The organism is Stenotrophomonas sp. Sm10 (assembly GCF_030985515.1).
GTDB classification, from domain to species: domain Bacteria; phylum Pseudomonadota; class Gammaproteobacteria; order Xanthomonadales; family Xanthomonadaceae; genus Stenotrophomonas; species Stenotrophomonas hibiscicola.
This window is the reverse complement of sequence record NZ_JAPTFO010000081.1, coordinates 1-16,245: the sequence shown is the minus strand read 5'-3', so window position 1 is coordinate 16,245 and position 16,245 is coordinate 1. Positions and strand designations below refer to the sequence as shown.

At 66.4% G+C, this 16,245-nt stretch carries 17 protein-coding genes and 1 pseudogene; 4 read left to right on the top strand and 14 right to left on the bottom strand.

Features of this window, described 5'->3' with window-relative positions:
- Positions 1–87: 87 nt before the first annotated feature.
- The 3 genes from O0J15_RS17695 to O0J15_RS17685 all read right to left on the bottom strand — a co-directional run bounded on the left by O0J15_RS17695 (position 88) and on the right by O0J15_RS17685 (position 2,130).
- Positions 88–996 (bottom strand): manganese catalase family protein, encoded by a 909-nt coding sequence (locus O0J15_RS17695; RefSeq protein WP_019659716.1) that lies wholly within the window; start codon positions 994–996, stop codon positions 88–90.
- A gap of 39 nt (positions 997–1,035) precedes the next feature.
- Positions 1,036–1,557 carry a ferritin-like domain-containing protein gene (locus O0J15_RS17690; RefSeq protein WP_111098445.1) on the bottom strand — a complete coding sequence of 174 codons (522 nt, stop codon included), beginning with the start codon at positions 1,555–1,557 and terminating at the stop codon, positions 1,036–1,038.
- A gap of 156 nt (positions 1,558–1,713) precedes the next feature.
- Positions 1,714–2,130, bottom strand: coding sequence for a hypothetical protein (locus O0J15_RS17685; protein ID WP_227844341.1), 417 nt, complete (start codon positions 2,128–2,130; stop codon positions 1,714–1,716).
- A 131-nt stretch (positions 2,131–2,261) separates the two neighbouring features.
- On the opposite strand from O0J15_RS17685, the gene O0J15_RS17680 reads away from it, so the two are divergent.
- Entirely contained in the window at positions 2,262–2,654 is a 393-nt protein-coding gene (locus O0J15_RS17680; protein ID WP_111098446.1) for a response regulator, read from the top strand.
- Between the two features lie 13 nt (positions 2,655–2,667).
- On the opposite strand, the gene O0J15_RS17675 is transcribed toward O0J15_RS17680, so the two are convergent.
- The 3 genes from O0J15_RS17675 to O0J15_RS17665 all read right to left on the bottom strand — a co-directional run bounded on the left by O0J15_RS17675 (position 2,668) and on the right by O0J15_RS17665 (position 5,020).
- A complete protein-coding gene (locus O0J15_RS17675) occupies positions 2,668–3,066 on the bottom strand; it encodes a BLUF domain-containing protein (protein WP_308306037.1) in 399 nt (132 codons plus the stop codon).
- A 282-nt stretch (positions 3,067–3,348) separates the two neighbouring features.
- The gene (locus O0J15_RS17670) at positions 3,349–3,846 is read right to left on the bottom strand and encodes a hypothetical protein (protein ID WP_058982975.1); all 498 of its coding nucleotides are present in this window, start codon (positions 3,844–3,846) and stop codon (positions 3,349–3,351) included.
- 10 nt (positions 3,847–3,856) lie between these two features.
- Positions 3,857–5,020 (bottom strand): zinc-dependent alcohol dehydrogenase, encoded by a 1,164-nt coding sequence (locus O0J15_RS17665; RefSeq protein WP_019659722.1) that lies wholly within the window; start codon positions 5,018–5,020, stop codon positions 3,857–3,859.
- Between the two features lie 149 nt (positions 5,021–5,169).
- Here O0J15_RS17665 and O0J15_RS17660 point away from each other — a divergent pair, with 149 nt between their 5' ends.
- From O0J15_RS17660 to O0J15_RS17650, 3 genes are all read left to right on the top strand, one after another.
- On the top strand, positions 5,170–5,358 hold the full coding sequence (locus O0J15_RS17660) for a hypothetical protein (protein WP_019337695.1): 189 nt from the start codon (positions 5,170–5,172) through the stop codon (positions 5,356–5,358).
- A 98-nt stretch (positions 5,359–5,456) separates the two neighbouring features.
- A complete protein-coding gene (locus O0J15_RS17655) occupies positions 5,457–6,095 on the top strand; it encodes a DUF6766 family protein (RefSeq protein WP_021202411.1) in 639 nt (212 codons plus the stop codon).
- Positions 6,096–6,098: 3 nt separating this feature from the next.
- A complete protein-coding gene (locus tag O0J15_RS17650; protein WP_308306036.1) occupies positions 6,099–6,650 on the top strand; it encodes an isochorismatase family cysteine hydrolase in 552 nt (183 codons plus the stop codon).
- A 25-nt stretch (positions 6,651–6,675) separates the two neighbouring features.
- Here the strand turns inward: O0J15_RS17650 and O0J15_RS17645 are convergent, their stop codons facing one another.
- From O0J15_RS17645 to O0J15_RS17610, 8 genes and pseudogenes are all read right to left on the bottom strand, one after another.
- Positions 6,676–6,909, bottom strand: a complete 234-nt coding sequence (locus tag O0J15_RS17645) for a hypothetical protein (RefSeq protein WP_111098449.1) — start codon at positions 6,907–6,909, stop codon at positions 6,676–6,678.
- Positions 6,910–7,169: 260 nt separating this feature from the next.
- Complete coding sequence (locus O0J15_RS17640; RefSeq protein WP_111101980.1) at positions 7,170–7,619, bottom strand: BLUF domain-containing protein; 450 nt, start codon at positions 7,617–7,619, stop codon at positions 7,170–7,172.
- A 210-nt stretch (positions 7,620–7,829) separates the two neighbouring features.
- Positions 7,830–8,675: an aldose epimerase gene (locus O0J15_RS17635; protein ID WP_111101954.1), complete on the bottom strand. Its 846-nt coding sequence runs from the start codon at positions 8,673–8,675 to the stop codon at positions 7,830–7,832.
- Complete coding sequence (locus O0J15_RS17630; protein WP_308306035.1) at positions 8,665–9,702, bottom strand: glycoside hydrolase family 43 protein; 1,038 nt, start codon at positions 9,700–9,702, stop codon at positions 8,665–8,667. Before O0J15_RS17630 ends, O0J15_RS17635 begins: the two co-directional genes overlap by 11 nt.
- Positions 9,703–9,718: 16 nt before the next feature.
- Complete coding sequence (locus tag O0J15_RS17625; RefSeq protein ID WP_308306034.1) at positions 9,719–11,203, bottom strand: MFS transporter; 1,485 nt, start codon at positions 11,201–11,203, stop codon at positions 9,719–9,721.
- A gap of 59 nt (positions 11,204–11,262) precedes the next feature.
- Complete coding sequence (locus O0J15_RS17620) at positions 11,263–13,956, bottom strand: glycoside hydrolase family 3 C-terminal domain-containing protein (RefSeq protein WP_308306033.1); 2,694 nt, start codon at positions 13,954–13,956, stop codon at positions 11,263–11,265.
- The gene (locus O0J15_RS17615; RefSeq protein WP_308306038.1) at positions 13,953–15,647 is read right to left on the bottom strand and encodes a glycoside hydrolase family 43 protein; all 1,695 of its coding nucleotides are present in this window, start codon (positions 15,645–15,647) and stop codon (positions 13,953–13,955) included. The genes O0J15_RS17620 and O0J15_RS17615 overlap by 4 nt, the downstream gene beginning before the upstream one ends.
- Positions 15,648–15,700: 53 nt before the next feature.
- Positions 15,701–16,245 (bottom strand): annotated as a pseudogene (locus O0J15_RS17610) (9-O-acetylesterase); the annotation flags it as partial.

Sequence of the window (16,245 nt, the reverse complement as noted above, 5' to 3'; positions counted from 1 at the left end):
CCCCCCCCCCCCCCCCCACTTTTGTACGCCCCACGCGGCTCAGGGGCGTTGCAACCGGAGCGCCGCGAACGGGCGCCCCGGCTTCTTTCACGGCTCGCGTGGCGGCAGGTCCAGTGCACCTGCACCCGGGCCTGCCCCCAGCTCGGCCCCGGTGGCCGGCCGCGCTTCCGGGTCGGAGAGCGTGCGCAGGGTCATGGCCTGCACCGCCGCTTGTTCGCGCGGGTCCAGGTCCACCGTGCCGCCGCCGTCGCCACCATCCACAGCGGCCTGTGCGTCGCGGTCGCTGACCCGCTCCCAGAGCTCGCCGCTGTTCCAGCTGCCCTGCAGATCGTCGGCGCCGTCACCCTGCGACATGTCCATGTACAGGTCGGTGAACGCCGGATCCCCCGGCAGCTTGCCCGGTGGGAAGTTGGGCTGGATGCTGTGCAGCGCTTTCTCGAACGACTTCATGTGCGCGATCTCGCGGGTCATCAGGAAGCGCAGCGCATCCTTGATGCCCGGGTCGTCGGTAACGTTGATCAGGCGCTCATACACCAGCTTGGCGCGCGCTTCGGCCGCGATGTTCGAGCGCAGGTCGGCGGTGGGGTCGCCGATCGAGTCGATGTAGGCGGCTGTCCACGGCACCCCGCTGGAATTGACCAGCGCGGGGCCGCCGCCGTACAGGATCTGTTCGGTGTGGCTGGTGCTGTTCTGGCCCAGCAGCCGCATGTCCTCGGCCTCGGCAAGCCCTTCGGACTGGATCGCCTTGGGCCCGCGGTTGAGCATGGCGATGATGGTGCCGATGATCTCCAGATGACTGATCTCCTCGGTGGCGATGTCCATCAACAGGTCCTTGCGCCCGGGATCGCATTCGCCAAGTCCCTGGGTGAAGTAGCGCATCGCGGCGGCCAACTCGCCCTGTGGGCCGCCGAACTGTTCAAGCATGAGGCTGGCGAGCTGCGGGTTGGATTCGCGGACGCGCACGGTATACATCAGTTTCTTGTGATGAAAGAACATGAGGGCTTCTCCGGTGGCTGGTGTGGGCTGGCTTAGGGGTCAACGCTTGGCCTGGGCGCCGGGCGTTTCGTCACGGTTGAGGAACGCTCCGACCAGGCCGTCCTGGTGGTCCTCCAGCCAGCGCGCCATGGCAACCTCTTCCTGCAGGATCTGGCCGCACACCGCCGCAATGTCGGGCGCGCCGGCGCGCTCGGCAGCGATCACCAGCGCCCTGTACGTGGCGATCTCGGTGTTCTCGAAGCCAAATGAAAGGCCCACGCTCTTGACCACCTCGTCCTCCATCAGCGTGTTGCCGGCGGCGTGGATGGCGGCGGTCATGCTCGCGAACAATCCCTTCGCGGTGGGCACGCTTCCTCCCAGCGCCTCAATGCACTGCCGCAGTGAGGCAGCCTGCCCCTGCGTCTCCTGGACGTGCTGGCTGATGCGTGCGGCAAGCTGGGGATAGTTCTCGATCCGCGAAGCCATGGCCTTCATCATGGTCTCCGCTTCCTGTTCCATGGCGTAGGCGTCCTGCAGCCACTTCAGCAGGCGCTCGCTTCGGGCGGTGTTCTGGTCTGCCATCTCGATCTCCGGTGCGGGGCGACATGCCTCCGGAGACCATCGTGGAGCGAGCGCAATCACCGCGTTGTCGGGCGATGTGAGCCGCCGCAGGTTGGCGTTGCACGCGGCGCTGATGCAGCGATAACATCCGCACCCCGGGCTGGACCCGGGGCGCCCTCAGGTCGCCAGGGCGCTCGATGCGACCGCGCCCGCCCTGGGGCCCCGGGGGCGGGTGTTCGAAGCGCCCCCGCCGTCCGCCGCCATCACGGCCTGCATCACGCGGTGTTGAGCGCGGTGCCCACCCCCGTCCACGCCCACGACATAGACAAAACGGCCATCAAATTTGGCCTGTGCGCCTTCAAGGGCATCGTCGGCCTGCAATGCCCGCTTCAGCGACTTCATCCATGTCCGTTCAGGCGTACGGTCCAGTTCCACGACAATGGCGGCGCCGCCACAATCGAGCGGCATGCACTCGATACGCAGCACGCCTGGAGAGGCCGCTTCGTTTCCGGATAGAGGCATGACAGAAACTCCGATACAGGGGTCGGCGGCAGTATCCACAGCGCATGCCAAGAAGCCGTCAACGAGATCCATAAGGCCTTCCACGCCTCCTCCACGAGGTTGGCACGCGCGCAAGGCTTCGCGCCGGACTGACAATGCGCACGCAGGATCTTGATGCAGCACAGCAGAAACTCGTGTTCCCAGGACAACACAGGCATGTACGCATGCAATCCGCAATGAGCCAGCGCAGATGCAACCTGCTGCTGGTGGAAGACCAACTCGATCTGGCCACACTCATGGAGCACGCCCTTGAGGACGTCGGTGATCAGGTGACGCATGCCTACAGCGTGTTCGACGCTCTCGGGCTGCTGGACACCCAGCGATTCGACGGCGCCGTGCTCGATGTCGAACTTCGCGACGGTGTGGTCTTTCCCGTCGCTGATCGCCTGGCAGAACTCGGCATCCCCTACCTGTTCGTCTCTGCGGTCTACGACCAGCTGGTGCCGCAGCGCCACCGGCGCGCAGCCTTCGTTGCCAAACCGTTCCATGTGAGTCAATTGCAGGACACGGTTCGGCGCGTGCTGGGCGATACCTGCGCGCAGCCGCCCCCGCATTGAATCCATGCAACCGTCACCCCAGGTGCGGGGCTACCACCAGGCCCAGCTGGCGCAGCGCGCCACCACGGGAGAGGCCATCCCAGTTGCCGTGCGCGACGCTGCGGATCTCGGAGGCCTCAACCCACAGCAACCGCATCGACCAATAGGGAAAGAACCTGCCGGAAACCCTGCCGCGGCCCAGTTCGATCAGCTCGCGATGGCTGCGGGCACTGAGAATGCGGCTGTACACCACGTTGATGCTGTCTTTCGGCCCCTCGATGTACTGCAGGAAGCGGAGCCCGTCATAAAGAAGCACACCCGTAACGCCGGCTTCAAGGTTGAAGCGGGCGGCGGCCCTGGCGAGGTCATCCACATGGTCCATGGAAAGCCCCGATGTCGCCTCACTTGCGTAGGCGACTGCACGGAGGAGCACATTCGTTCCTTCTGGCGCAGGAAATTTCCTGCACTTCAATGATCGCCGCGCTGATGTAGGCAGAGATGAGGTGTTCAATCGCCGGGCTACCAGTGCCCTCCCCCGACCTGCACGCTGCGATAACGCGTCGGCAGGCGGGAGCTTCTGCGCTCGCGGCCGAGCGGTTCAGCGCCAACAGCGTTCACGGCTGTTGATGGTAATGGGCGCAGGCGCCGGCGGCCACATCACTCGGCTGGAAGCGTGGCGTGCCCATGAATACCCTGTGCGGTGATCCTCACCCGGTCAGCGCGGGCGCCTCGCTCTCGCCCTCACGCACTGGAGAAGCTCCCACAGCCAAGGCAGCACCACCAGGCCAGACGCCGGCAGCAGGACCCACCACCAGATCCCGGGTGCTGCCGGTTCCACACTGAGCGACCATCGAGGATGGGCCTGCCAGGCCACCCAGGCCAACAGGACCCACGGCGCGGCATCCAGCACACTGTGCACATGCTGCTCCGCCGGACTGATGCGTCTGCGGCCGTCTGCGCTGACGGTGTCCAGGTAGCCGGCGATTGCGTGAGCAATGACCAGAAGCGCCAGGAGCGTGACCAGCGACAACGTGTTTTCCAGCAGCAGCCACGCCAGCACGCCGCTGCCGATCAGAAGCAGCTGCACCCCATGCAACAGGCTTTCGCGCATCGCGGAGGTGTGTGGAAGGTCGGTCCGGCGGTGAAAATGGAAGTCCAGCGAACCGGCCACCAACCACAGTGCGTACACACAGCCCACGACAATCGCACTCATGGCGCCACGCTCACGGTGTCAGAACGATCTTGCGGCAGTCGTCATCCTTGGCATCAAACATCGCATAGCCCTGCGCTGCATCGGCCAGGCGCATCCGGTGCGAGATGATGTCACCCGGATCCAGCTTTCCTTCCAAGATGGCGTCGAGCAGCTCCGGCATCAGTCCCTGCACGTGGGTCTGCCCCATCTTGAACGTCAAGCCCTTGTCGAACGCGTCACCCAGCAGGAAACCGTGGATGAAGCCGGCATAGACACCGGGGATGCTGACAACGCCGCCGCGGCGGGCCGCGGCGATGCACTGCCGGATCGCCACCCCGCTGCTGCCTTCCAGTTTCACGGCGGTCAGCGCTGACTCCAGCGCACTCCCTTCGGCCTCGAAGCCTACGGCCTCGATGCAGGCGTCTGCGCCCCGCCCGCTGGTCTGGGTCAGGATGTAATCGGCCGGGTCCTCGATCTCCCTGAAGTCGATGGGGGTCACCCCGTAGGCGCGACGCGCGTAGTCAAGGCGGTAGCGAAGATGGTCCACCATGAAGATGGTCTCGGCCCCCAGCAGCCGGCAGCAGGCTGCGCTCATCAGCCCCACCGGCCCGGCACCGAAGATGGCCACCGTCGAGCCGGGCTTGACCCCAGCGTTCAGCGCGGCCTGGTAGCCGGTGGGCAGGATGTCCGAAAGGAACAGAACCTGCTCGTCGGCCACGCCTTCCGGGATGCGCAGCGGGCCTACATTCGCCTTCGGCACGCGTACGAATTCGGCCTGCCCGCCGGCCACGCCGCCATACAGATGGCTGTAGCCGAACAATGCGGCCGGAGGCAGTATGCCCTTCTGGTTCAGTGCGGCGCCCTTGCCCGGATTGGTGGTCTCGCAGGCGGCATACTCGGCCAGCCGGCAGTGGAAGCACTCGCCACAGGCAATCACAAACGGGATCACCACGCGATCACCGGGTTTCACCTGGGTCACGCCGCTGCCGACCTCTTCCACCACGCCCATGAATTCGTGGCCCAGCACATCGCCATCGTGCAGGTCAGGAATCTTGCCCCGGTACAGGTGCAGGTCCGAACCACAGATGGCGGTGGCGGTCACCCTCAGGATCAGATCATCCTCGGCCGCCAGCACCGGGTCCGGCACGGTCTCGACGCGCACATCCCTGCGGCCGTGATAGGTCAATGCCTGCATCGCGGTTCTCCAGAAAGATCGGAACATCAGCATCGCAGGGCCGTCCCCCTGCTGCGGTGACATCCGGGTGTGCGCGGCGTTCATTCCGCGGCGTCGTGGCGTTAACCCGGCGCGGTGCAGGCTTCAGGTTCTCGCCGCAGGAGCTGCTCATGAACGACAAGTTGCCTTTCAATCCAACCACGGACGTGGACGATCAGTCGAAGGCCCACACGCCGGACAAGCGTCGCAACGACCAGGCCAGGTGGAAGGACCACGACATGCCCGACGATGGGGACGGCCCCAAGGCGGTACCTGAAGACTACGAGCGCCCGGATCCTGACCCGACAGGCAAGCGTTGAGCCCGCCTCACATCCTCGATGCGCAGTGATCACGAGCCCTGCCCTCTTGCCCGCGCATGCTTCCGCACGGTCTCTGGAACAGCTGATCGAGGTGTTGCATGTGGAAACGCAACGGTCTCTCGCTGGTGCTGCTTGCACTCACCGTCGTGTTCATCGTTGGGCAGGCAGTTGCGGGGCACCATGTCCACAACCAGGAGTTGACGCAGCACGGGCGCGCGCCGATCGATCTATGGCACTACCTGGCGACCGGCCACTTCGTCAGCGCCACATTCGAGAACTGGGAGAGCGAATTCCTGCAGATGGGCATGTATGTCCTCCTGACCGTCACCCTTCGCCAGCGTGGCTCGGCTGAATCGCGGCCGCTGGATCCTGCACAGGAGCAGAGCCGCGTCGAGCCAGGACCTACGCCCTGGCCGGTGAGGCGTGGCGGCGTCTGGAAGGTGCTGTACGGTCATTCGCTTGCAATCGCCTTCGGGCTGTTGTTCCTGTTGAGCTTCACGCTGCATGCGTTGGGAAGCTGGCGAGCCGAGCAGGCCGAGCAGCTGTTGCGGGGCCTGCCCGCACCCGGCTTCCTGCAGCACCTGGCCAGCAGCACATTCTGGTTTGAATCGATGCAGAACTGGCAGAGCGAATTTCTCGCCGTGCTGTCCCTGGTTGTACTGACGATCTTCCTGCGCCAGAAGGATTCACCGCAGTCCAAGCCGGTCGAGGCCCCGCACGCACAGACAGGTGATTGAGCCATGGGACAGGATCCATCGACGGCCTTGCTGATCATCGACATGTTCAGCCGTTTCGACTTCCCCGACGCGCAGGATCTTGCGCCCGTTGCGGAGCGGGCGGCCAGACAGATCCGGCGTTTGAGAGACCACTTCGATGACCGCAGGTGGCCGGTCATCTATGCCAATGACAATTTCTCCGACTGGAAGCGTGACTTCCGACAACAGGTTGCGCAATGCAGGCGGGACGGGGGCGCAGCCGGGCGGATAGCCGAGCTGCTCTCGCCCCTGCCCGATCACTACTTTGTACTCAAGCCCAAGCACTCGGCGTTCCTCGCCACCCCGCTGCCGGTCCTGCTGGCCAAGTTGGGCGTGCGCCGACTTTGGCTCAGCGGGATGACAGCCGATTCGTGTGTGCTGGCAACCGCGTTGGACGCCAACGCCAGGGAGTTCGACGTCGTCCTGGCAAGGGAGGCCGTGGCGGGCATGCCGTCACAGAAACAGCGGGCAATGGCGCTGCTCGCCGATTCGGGAGCAGCCCGGGTGGCACGAATTGCTTCTCTGGTGCCGGCATGACCAGCGGGATGGAGCAGTATTCGGCTCAAGCCCGGTCTGCGACACCCTTTACACCGGCATGACCGGCGCAATGTGCGCAGCAGAAAATCTGGCCGTTTCCCTCGACACCGTGTCCGATGACGGCGCAATCGCAGTGGGCGCAGCGCGGGGCGAACGCATGGATCGCGCATTCGAACGAATCGAACGTGCCGCTACGCCCGCCTTGCTGTACGGTGAAGCTCTTGTCGTAGTCGTTGCCGCAGACATCACAGGTAGCCATCGGGCACCTCCTGCTCTGGAAGGAGCCTGCAGTGTGGCCATCACGGATGTCGGCGGCAGTGAAAGGACCGTGTCACGACTGTGCAGGATCTTCACGCGGAGAGCGGCATGGCACCTGCCCTGCATCGTCCGTCCGGACCCGTCCAATGAACCGGCACGCCAGCATGATCTGCACGATGCAGTGAGCGCGGGCAGTGCGGGTTGACTGGAACTGCAGGAGATGACTGCTCGCCCGTAGCGTACGTTGGCAATCCCCTTGCGTTATGCGGCAAGGGCGTACGGCTCCACCAGTCCCACCAGCAGATCCATTGCCGATTGCCCACCGGCCGACGTATCGCCACGCTGCACGAAGCCGATCCAGTCCGCGTGGGCCAGCGACTTCAACTGCCCGGGATCTACCGGAAGCCAGCGCATCGGCCAGAACGGCAGGCGCCGGTTGCCCACCCTGCCCCGCTGCAGCTCCACCAGCCCTGCGTGGCTGGTTGCGCCCAGCACACGCGCGTACGCCACCCGCAACCCGTCCTCCGGTCCCTCCATGTACTGGAGAAACCGCCCCCCATCGAAGAGAAGCACCCCGGTAACGCCGGCATCCCGGTTGAAACGTGCGGCGTCGTCGACCAGCTGGTCCAGCCTGTTGCCCTCTTTGCGCCCGTTGTCGCCCACAACAGTTGGGCTGGCTTCGCTGACGTATACCACTGCCCTGATAGGCATCGGTTGCTCCTGTGACGAATCCCCCCAGATTCCGATGGCCTCACCGTAGCCCATCCGAGGACCTGGGATGTTCCCATCGTGTGTATTCCGTGATCCGATCGCCACTATCCGACCAGCGGTGCACCTTTCCTCGGCGTGTTCAGGATCCGCAGCCGGTCGTCCGCCTGTGCCGGCACCGCAGGTTCGGGGAGACGCATGCCAGTGCCAGGCTCACGCCCTGTCCGCTGCCCACGCCAGGTCGAACGTCAACGCGAGGCGCTGGCCGGGCTCCAGCCGGTGCGGCGCCAGCGTGAAGCCGTCCGGCGGGCCGCTCTGCGGCTCCACACAGGTGGCGTGCGGCGTGCCGTCGTAGACCACCCAATGGTCGTGGTCCGAGCGCAGCCGCAGGTGCTGGCCTTCGCGTATCAGCGTGATGTCACTGTCGGCGATGAAGCAGTCATCCCAGGGACCGGTAGTGGGAGCCACACAGGGCAACGTGGCAATACCTTCCCCGTCCCGCGGGTACATCGCACGAGGCGTGAACAGCAGCCCGTCAGGCTTCCGGAACCAGGGATGCCAGCCCAGCACCGCCGGCATCGCCTGCTCGCCGGCCTGTACCGAAAGGCGCATCTGCAGGGCGTGAGCCTCCAGCTGCAGGTCCAGCATGGCGGTGCCACCGAAGGGCCAGTAGCCGTCGCGCGGTAACGCCAGCGACAACCTGGCTGCCGCCGCATCCAGCCCGTCGATCTGCCACGGTCGCGAGAAGCCCAACCCATGAATGGCATGCCCGTCGAAGTTGAGCGGCAGCCGATGCGGCCTGCCGTCAAAGCAGAACGTTCCATGGCGGATGCGCCCGGCCCAGGGCACCATCGGGTAGCAGCCCCAGGCGATCGCAGCCGCCCCGCCCTCCTGTGGATCGGCCAGCCACTCCACGCCCCGGTAACGCAGGTGCGCCACGCGCCCGCCCGCCCCTGCGGCGAGCGCAACCTCCAGTCCGCCGCATCTCAGCCAGTGCAGTTCACCGGCCGGCAGCGGGGCCAGCGCATCATCCACCGGCAGCATGCGCTCAGGCCCCATACGGATTGATCGTGCGGATGCTTCCGTCCGGCTCCATGTGCAGCGGTGTGCACTTGGCCGAGCGCAGGTGGGTGATGCCGCCGGACATCAGTGCATCGTGATAGAACAGGTACCACTGCCCTTCGAACTGGCAGATGGAGTGGTGGGTGGTCCAACCGACCACGGGGGTGAGGATCACGCCAGCGTAGGTGAACGGGCCATACGGGCTGTCGCCGATGGCGTAGCACAGCTGATGGGTGTTGCCAGTGGAGTACGACAGATAGTAGCGACCCTGATACCTGTGCAGCCACGGGCCTTCGAAGAAGCGGCGCGCATGGTCGTCCGCACGCAGCGGCTGGCCATGCTCATCCAGGATCTGCACTTCGCGGGTGGGTTCGGCCAGCTCGGTCATGCAGGCGTCCAGGCGGCCCACGCGCGGCCCCAGCGCCGGCGCGCTGCCCTCGGGTTCCTCGTGGGCCTCGCTGTACTGGTTGTCACGATACTTCTGCAGCTGCCCGCCCCAGATGCCGCCGAAGTACAGGTAGTGGCTGCCATCCTCGTCTTCGAACACGGCAGGGTCGATCGAGTACGCGCCCTTGATCGGCTCCGGCTGGGGCACGAACGGGCCCTCCGGCCGCGTGCCGATCGCCGCGCCGATGCGGAACCGGCCCTCGGCGTCCTTGGCCGGGAAGTACAGGTAGTAGCGGCCATCGCGGCAGGCGGCATCGGGGGCCCACATCTGTTTCCGCGCCCAGGGCACGTCGCGGACGTGCAGCGCCATGCCGCAATCCACGGCCGTGCTGTCGGGCGTATCCATCTTCAGCACATGATAATCCTCCATGCCGAAGTGGCCACCTTCGTCGTCGAAGGGCTGGCCACCGTCGATGTCGTGCGACGGATAGATGTACAGGCGCTCCTCGAACACGTGCGCCGAAGGGTCGGCGGTGTAGATGTGGGTCACCAGCGGTTGCGAAATGGCGTGTGCGGTGAGCTGCGCAAGACGGGCTTCGCTGGCCTGGCCGTCTTCGCCGGCATGGAGGTCGATCATGGTTGTCATCTTGGCCTTACGCGGAAGCGTCGGCGGAACGGCGACGCAGGTGGAGGTCCTGCTCGATGCGGGTCTCGGTGCGCTTGTCGATCCTGTAGAAGAACAGCAGCGCCACGGCGAGCAGGAAAGGAAGGGAGCAGTAGACGCTTACGGTCAAGCGGATGCCCTGCACCACGCCCTCAGGCTGCTGCGCCAGTCCTGCCTGGTAGCCGTAGTGCGCAAGGATGGCCGCGACCAGCGCGCCTCCGACGCTGAGGCCGATCTTCAGTCCGCACAGCATCGCCGAGAAGATGATCGCGGTCGCCCGCCGATGGTTCTTCCACTCCGAGTAGTCCGCGACGTCGGCGATCATCGCCCACAGCAACGGGATGGTGATGCCATAGCAGAAGCCATGCAGCATGAAGGCAGCGAAGGCCACCGCCACGCCCGTGGGTGGAAACAGGTAGAAGGCAAGCAGGAACAGGGTCGAGACAAACAGGGCGCCACCGAAGACGTCGCGCTTGCCGAAGCGATCCGCCAGCCGTCGTGATGCGCCGATGCCCAGGATCATGCAGAGGATGCCGCACGCGTTGAACAGGCTGAACGCCGAGGTGGCCGCGTCCTTCGGCCAGGTGAACGCCGCGAAGCCGGCGCTGGCCAGGGCAGCATTCAAGGCGCTGATCAGGCCGTTGAAGCCTGAGCCGTCCAGGAAGCCGGCCAGCGCGGCTTCACTCATGTAGTACTGGAAGTAATAGATGTAGGTGCCGCCCTTCAGCGCCAGGTTGATGAATACCAGCACGGTCAGGGCCAGCATCACCTGCCACGGGCGGTTGTGCAGCAGGTCCAACAGGTCCTGCAGTACGCCCCCGGTCTGCTCGCGCGTCGGCACGATGCGTTCGCGAGTGGTGGCGAACGTGATCAGGAAAAACACCGTGCCGATGATGGCGAATGCGGTCATGACCTGCTCGAAGCCGCGCACCCGGTCGCCATCGCCCAGGATCAGCACCAGCGGCATCAGCAGCACCTGGATGATGAACTGCGCGACCATCACAGCCACGAAGCGGTAGGCCGAGAGGCTGTTGCGCTGGGCCATGCTGCCGGTCAGCACGCCGCTCAGCGCCGAGTACGGCAGGTTATTCGCGGCGTAGACGCAGACCAGCAGCGCGTAGGTGGCCAGTGCATAGATCACTTTTCCGCGCTCGCCCAGGTCCGGGGTGCTGAACGCCAGCAGCGACAGCACGCCGAACGGAATGGCTGTCCACAGGATCCATGGGCGGAAGCGGCCCCAGCGTGTGGATGTGCGGTCCGCCGCGATGCCGATCAACGGCGTGAACACGAACGCACCCAGCAGGCCCACCACGAAGATGATCGTGGCCGCGGTGGCAGCCGGCAGGCGGTAGACGTCGGTGTAGAAGAACGCCAGGTAGGTGATCAGGGTCTGGAAGATCAGGTTGGCGGCGAGATCGCCCAAGCTGTAGCCGAGCTTCTCGCGTACCGATAGCGCGTGTTCAGTGCTTGCCATGCAGCGGACGTCCTTGAAAAGGAATCTGGTCGAAGCGGAATCGATGCCGGCGGGGATGATCAGTCAAGCGCGGGCACCACGGTGAACCTGCCCTGCGCACGTATATCGGCACTGGACGCCCCCACCCTGACCTCATAGGCACCGGGCTGCACCGCGTACGCCGCGCGCGCTTCGTCATAGTGACGCAGGGCCTGCGCCGCCTCCAGGGTGAACGTCACCGTGCGGCGTTCGCCCGGGGCCAGCTGGACGCGCTGGAAGCCACGCAGTTCCTGCACGGCGTCGCCGCTGCCAGCGTGCTCGCGCCGCACGTACAGCTGCACCACTTCGTCACCGCTGCGGGTGCCCGCGTTGGTCACATCCAGCGCCACGCCCAGGCGGCCATCGGCGCGGAGGCTGTCTGCATCGAGGCGAAGCGTTCCATAGTCGAATCGGGTATACGACAGACCGTGACCGAACGGATACAGGGGCGTGCCGCGGAAGTAGCGATAGGTGCGGCCCTCCATGGCGTAGTCGTCGAATGCCGGCATCGCTTCGCCGGCCTTGTAGAACGTGACCGGCAAACGGCCGGCGGGATTGACGTCGCCAAACAGCGCCTGACCGACTGCGGTGCCGCCGCGTTGCCCGGGGTACCAGCTCATCAGGATCGCCGGCAGATGCGCCTGCGCCCAGTCCACGGCGATGGCCGAGCCACCGGTAAGCACCATCACCACCGGCTTGCCGGTGCCGTGCAGGGCCTCCAGCAGGGTGCGCTGCGGCGCGGGCAGTCGCAGGTCGGTACGGTCGCCACCGGCAAAGCCCGGGTAGTTGACCGTCATCTCTTCGCCTTCGACATCGCCGGTGAGTCCACCAACGAACACCACCACATCGGCATCGCGTGCGGCATCGAGCGCTTCATCGAACGGTGCCTTGGCGCCGGGCATGCGCCAGCCCAGGCGCACGCCGGCATCGCGCTGGTCGTCGTAGTACTCCAGCTTCAGGTCATAGGCACGCCCGGCCTGCAGGTCGAGTTCGACACCCTCGGCATGCAGGCGATCCGTGTTCACCCAGTGATCGATCACGCGCTTGCCGTCCAGATACAGGCGGTAGCCATCATCGCCGGCCACCTCCAGCCGGTAGCGACCGGACACGGGGGGCAGCAGCTGGCCGCTCCAGCGGATGCTGAAGCGGTCGTTGGGAATCCCCTGCCCCGGTGCCGCTTCGCCGCGTGCCAGCAGGTTGTCGGTCGGCGAGCCGCGGTCCCAGCGGAAGCCGATCTGCGCGTCGGTACGCACCAGGGCCGGAGTGCCGGACAGGTCGGGCGTGCGGAAGTACTCACCGCGCAGGCCGCGCTCGGGCGACTCCGCCGAGGGCCGCAGGTAGGTCGGCTCGATCAGCGGTGTGGCGCCGGGATCGTCGCGGCCCTCCACCAGGTCGACGCCGCGGGCATAACGCACTTCAACGCCCTTGGCCGCCTCGCGTATGCCCTGCAGGATCGTCACCGGCGCCGCCGGTGTGCCGAAGTAGTTGCCGAGCAGTGCCATGGTGTCGTCGGCAGTGGGTCCGACCACGGCAATGCGCTTGATGTCGCGCGACAGTGGAAGGATGCCGTCGTTCTTCAGCAGCACGAGCGATGCCTGCGCGGCTTTGAGGGCCAGCGCATCATGGGCCGGCGCCTGGTTCACCGAGGCCGGAATGCGCGCCCAGCGCACCCGCTCCGGCGGATCGAACATGCCCAGGCGCATCCGTGCGGTGAACAGGCGCGTCACCGCATCGTCGATCTCCGCCTCGCTGATCAGCCCTTGGCGCACTGCGGCAGGCAGCGTGGCGTACTCCTGGCCGCATTCCAGCTCGGTGCCGTTCCTCACCGCCAGCGCCGCAGCGGCTTCGCGCGTGGTGACGATACGGTGGTGCTTCCAGATATCGACGATGGCCCAGCAGTCCGAGACCACGTAGCCCTTGAAACCCCAGTCGCGTCGAAGCACATCGTGCAGCAGGAAACGGCTGGCACTGGCGGACTCGCCGTACACGCGGTTGTAGGCGCCCATGACCGCATCCACTTCGCCCTCCTTCACCAGCGCCTCGAACGCCGGCAGGTAGGTGTCATACAGGTCGCGCCGGCTGGGCCGTGCATCGAAGTGATGGCGGTCGGCCTCCGGTCCGCTGTGCACGGCCAGATGCTTGGCGGTGGCGTCCAGCTTGCGGTAGACCGGGTCGTCGCCCTGCAGGCCGCGTACGAAGGCCACGCCCATGCGCGCGGTGAGGTAGGGATCCTCGCCGTAGGTCTCCTGTCCGCGCCCCCAGCGCGGGTCGCGGAAGATGTTGACGTTCGGCGACCAGAAGGTCAGGCCCTGGTATCGGCCATGCGCGCCTTCGCGGAGGAACTGGTGGTGCTTTGCGCGGGCCTCGTCGCTGATGGTCGTGGCCACCTGCCCCATCAACGGTACATCGAAGGTCGCGGCCAGGCCGATTGCCTGCGGAAACACCGTGGCCTGCCCTGCCCGTGCGACGCCGTGCAGTCCCTCGTTCCACCAGTCGTAGGCGGGTACCCCCAGCCGTTCGATCGCCGGCGCGGCGTTCTGCATCTGCGCGGCCTTCTCTTCCAGCGTCATCTGCGCGACGAGTGCCGCGGCCCGTTGCTCGAAGCTGGCCGAAACATCCAGCCAAGGCCGCGGCGCGGCTGCGGATGCGGCGGCCGCCACACAGGTCAGTACGAACAGGGCGGCCCCACCGCGCAAGGTACGGCGGCGGGCCTTGGACGAAATCGACAGCCTCATTTGCTTCTCCCGGTGCGCTCGTCGCGCGCGAAAGGACCCAGCAGTGCGCCCACGAAGCCGCCTGCCCGGTCCGTACTCAGGACGGTGCCGTCCACCTCGCCTGCGAGCAGTTGCCAGCCCTGCCCATCGCCGGTGTCGAACGAGAACGCATAGTCGCCCTCGTTGCCGGCAATCTTCAGGCGCAGTGCTGCAGGCACCGGTACTTCACGGCTGGCCAGCGTCCGCGTGCTGCGGCCACCGTCGCGCGCTTCGAGGAAGAGCGAGAGGCGCCCCCCGCCAAGGTCACGAACGCCAAGGAAGTACCAGTACGCCTCGCTCTGGAACGCCGCCAGACCGGCGGCGACTCCGGAAGCTGGCGGGGTCATCGCGGTGCTCGCCTCGAAGCGCAGATGCTGCTGGCGCCGGCCGAGAAACGCCGGATTGCGCAGCGTGTCCAGATCCTCGGCGAGCGGGTGCACGGCCAGCATGCCGGGGCGCTTGTGCAGGTCTGCCCAGGCATGCCTGGGCACGCGCACGCGCAGCCACTGGCGATCGAGCGCTGGGCCATCAAAATTGTCGCGCGCTACGAAATTGCCGGTCGACGGGGCCTGGGATGCCTCGCCCTGCATCCATGACGGCGCCTTGGCCACGTAGGGAATGGCCTGGTCGGTCGGCAGGATCTGCGGCCAGCCATCCTGCCAGCGCACCGGCAACAGGTAGGTCTCGCGCCCGGTGTTGTAGTGGCGCTTCTGATAGTTGCGGCTGGCCAGGAACACCGCCCACCACGAGCCATCCGGGCCTTCGACCAGGTCGGCGTGGCCGGCATTGGTGATCGGAAGCGGACGGTCGTCCGGCAGTTCGCGCTGGGTCAGGATCGGATTGCCCGCATAGGGAACGTAGGGCCCCCACACCGCGCGGCTGCGCAGCACCACCTGCGAGTGCTGCGGCCCGGTGCCTCCTTCAGCGTCGGACAGGTAATACCAGCCCTCCCGCTTGTAGATGTGCGGTCCCTCGATCCAGATCGGATTCTTCGCCGGCTCCACGCCTCCATCAACCAGTACCCGGCGGGGCCCGACCGGCTTGAACGCCGCCAGATCGATCTGCTGCATCCAGATGGCGCGGTGCCCGTCATAGCGCGGCGGACCGGGCGGTGCATCGTTGTTGATCAGGTACACCTTGCCGTCGTCGTCAAAAAACAGTGATGGATCGATGCCATCGATGGCGGGCAGCCAGTGCGGATCGGACCACGGCCCGGCCGGGTCGCGCGCGGTGGCGATGAAGTTGCCACCGCTGTCGGTCGCGGTGGTGACGACGTAGAAGGTGCCGTCATGGTATTCGATGGTGGGCGCGAAGATGCCGCGCGAGACGCTCAGTCCGTCGAAATCCAGCTGCGTGGGGCGGTCGATCACATTGCCGATCTGCTTCCAGTGCACCAGGTCGGCACTTTCAAACACCGGAATGCCCGGGAAGTAGGTGAAGCTGGAATTGACCAGATAGAACCGGCCGTTCGCGCGCACGATGCTGGGATCGGCATGGAAGCCGGCCAGGACGGGATTGCGGTAGTGCCCGGCCGGCAGCGGCACTTCAAACGCCTGGTCATTGCCGCGGTACTCGAACCAGTCGAAGTACACCGGCGGAGCATCCGGCGGCGCGCTGGCCCGGGTGGTTGCGGCCGACAGCAGGAACAACGCCCCCAGCAGGTGGCGCGCCATCGACCTCAGGCCGGCCCTGTCGCGGGCCAGAGGGGACTGCTTGGACAACGTCATCATCGTCGGGCCTCGGCTTCGGCAATGGGAAGTTCGAACGGGCCGGCCGGCGCCCCGCTGCGGTCGCGCAGCGTGCACACCGGGCCATCGGCCCAGCAGTAGCGCACATGCGTTGCGCGCGTGGACAGCGGGCCGCGCAGCAGGATCCGGCGCGCATCCAGTCCGGCATCGGCGTACTCGCAGTGGCGCGTATGGCCCCTGGCCTCGCACAGTTCAAAGCCGATCGGACGCAGTGCGCCGGTTGCGGTGAGCGCGCCTTCGACATCCTCGAACGCGATGGCCACGCCCGCGGGCGTCCGCACGGCCGTGACCGCCCGCGGACCTGACGGTGCCAGATCCTGCTCGCCGTACACCACATGGCGCGCCACGCGCGCCAGGCGGCGCCCGAGCTCCTGCTTGTTCGGCGGATGGATGTCGTAGGCGTCGCCGATGTCGATGGCAATGGCAAGACCGCTCTGCGCATCCTCGGCCGCGACGCGCCGCTGCGCCTCACGCACCTGCGCCCAGCCGCTGTCGGCGGGCGCAGCCGGCGGGGGGGGGGGGG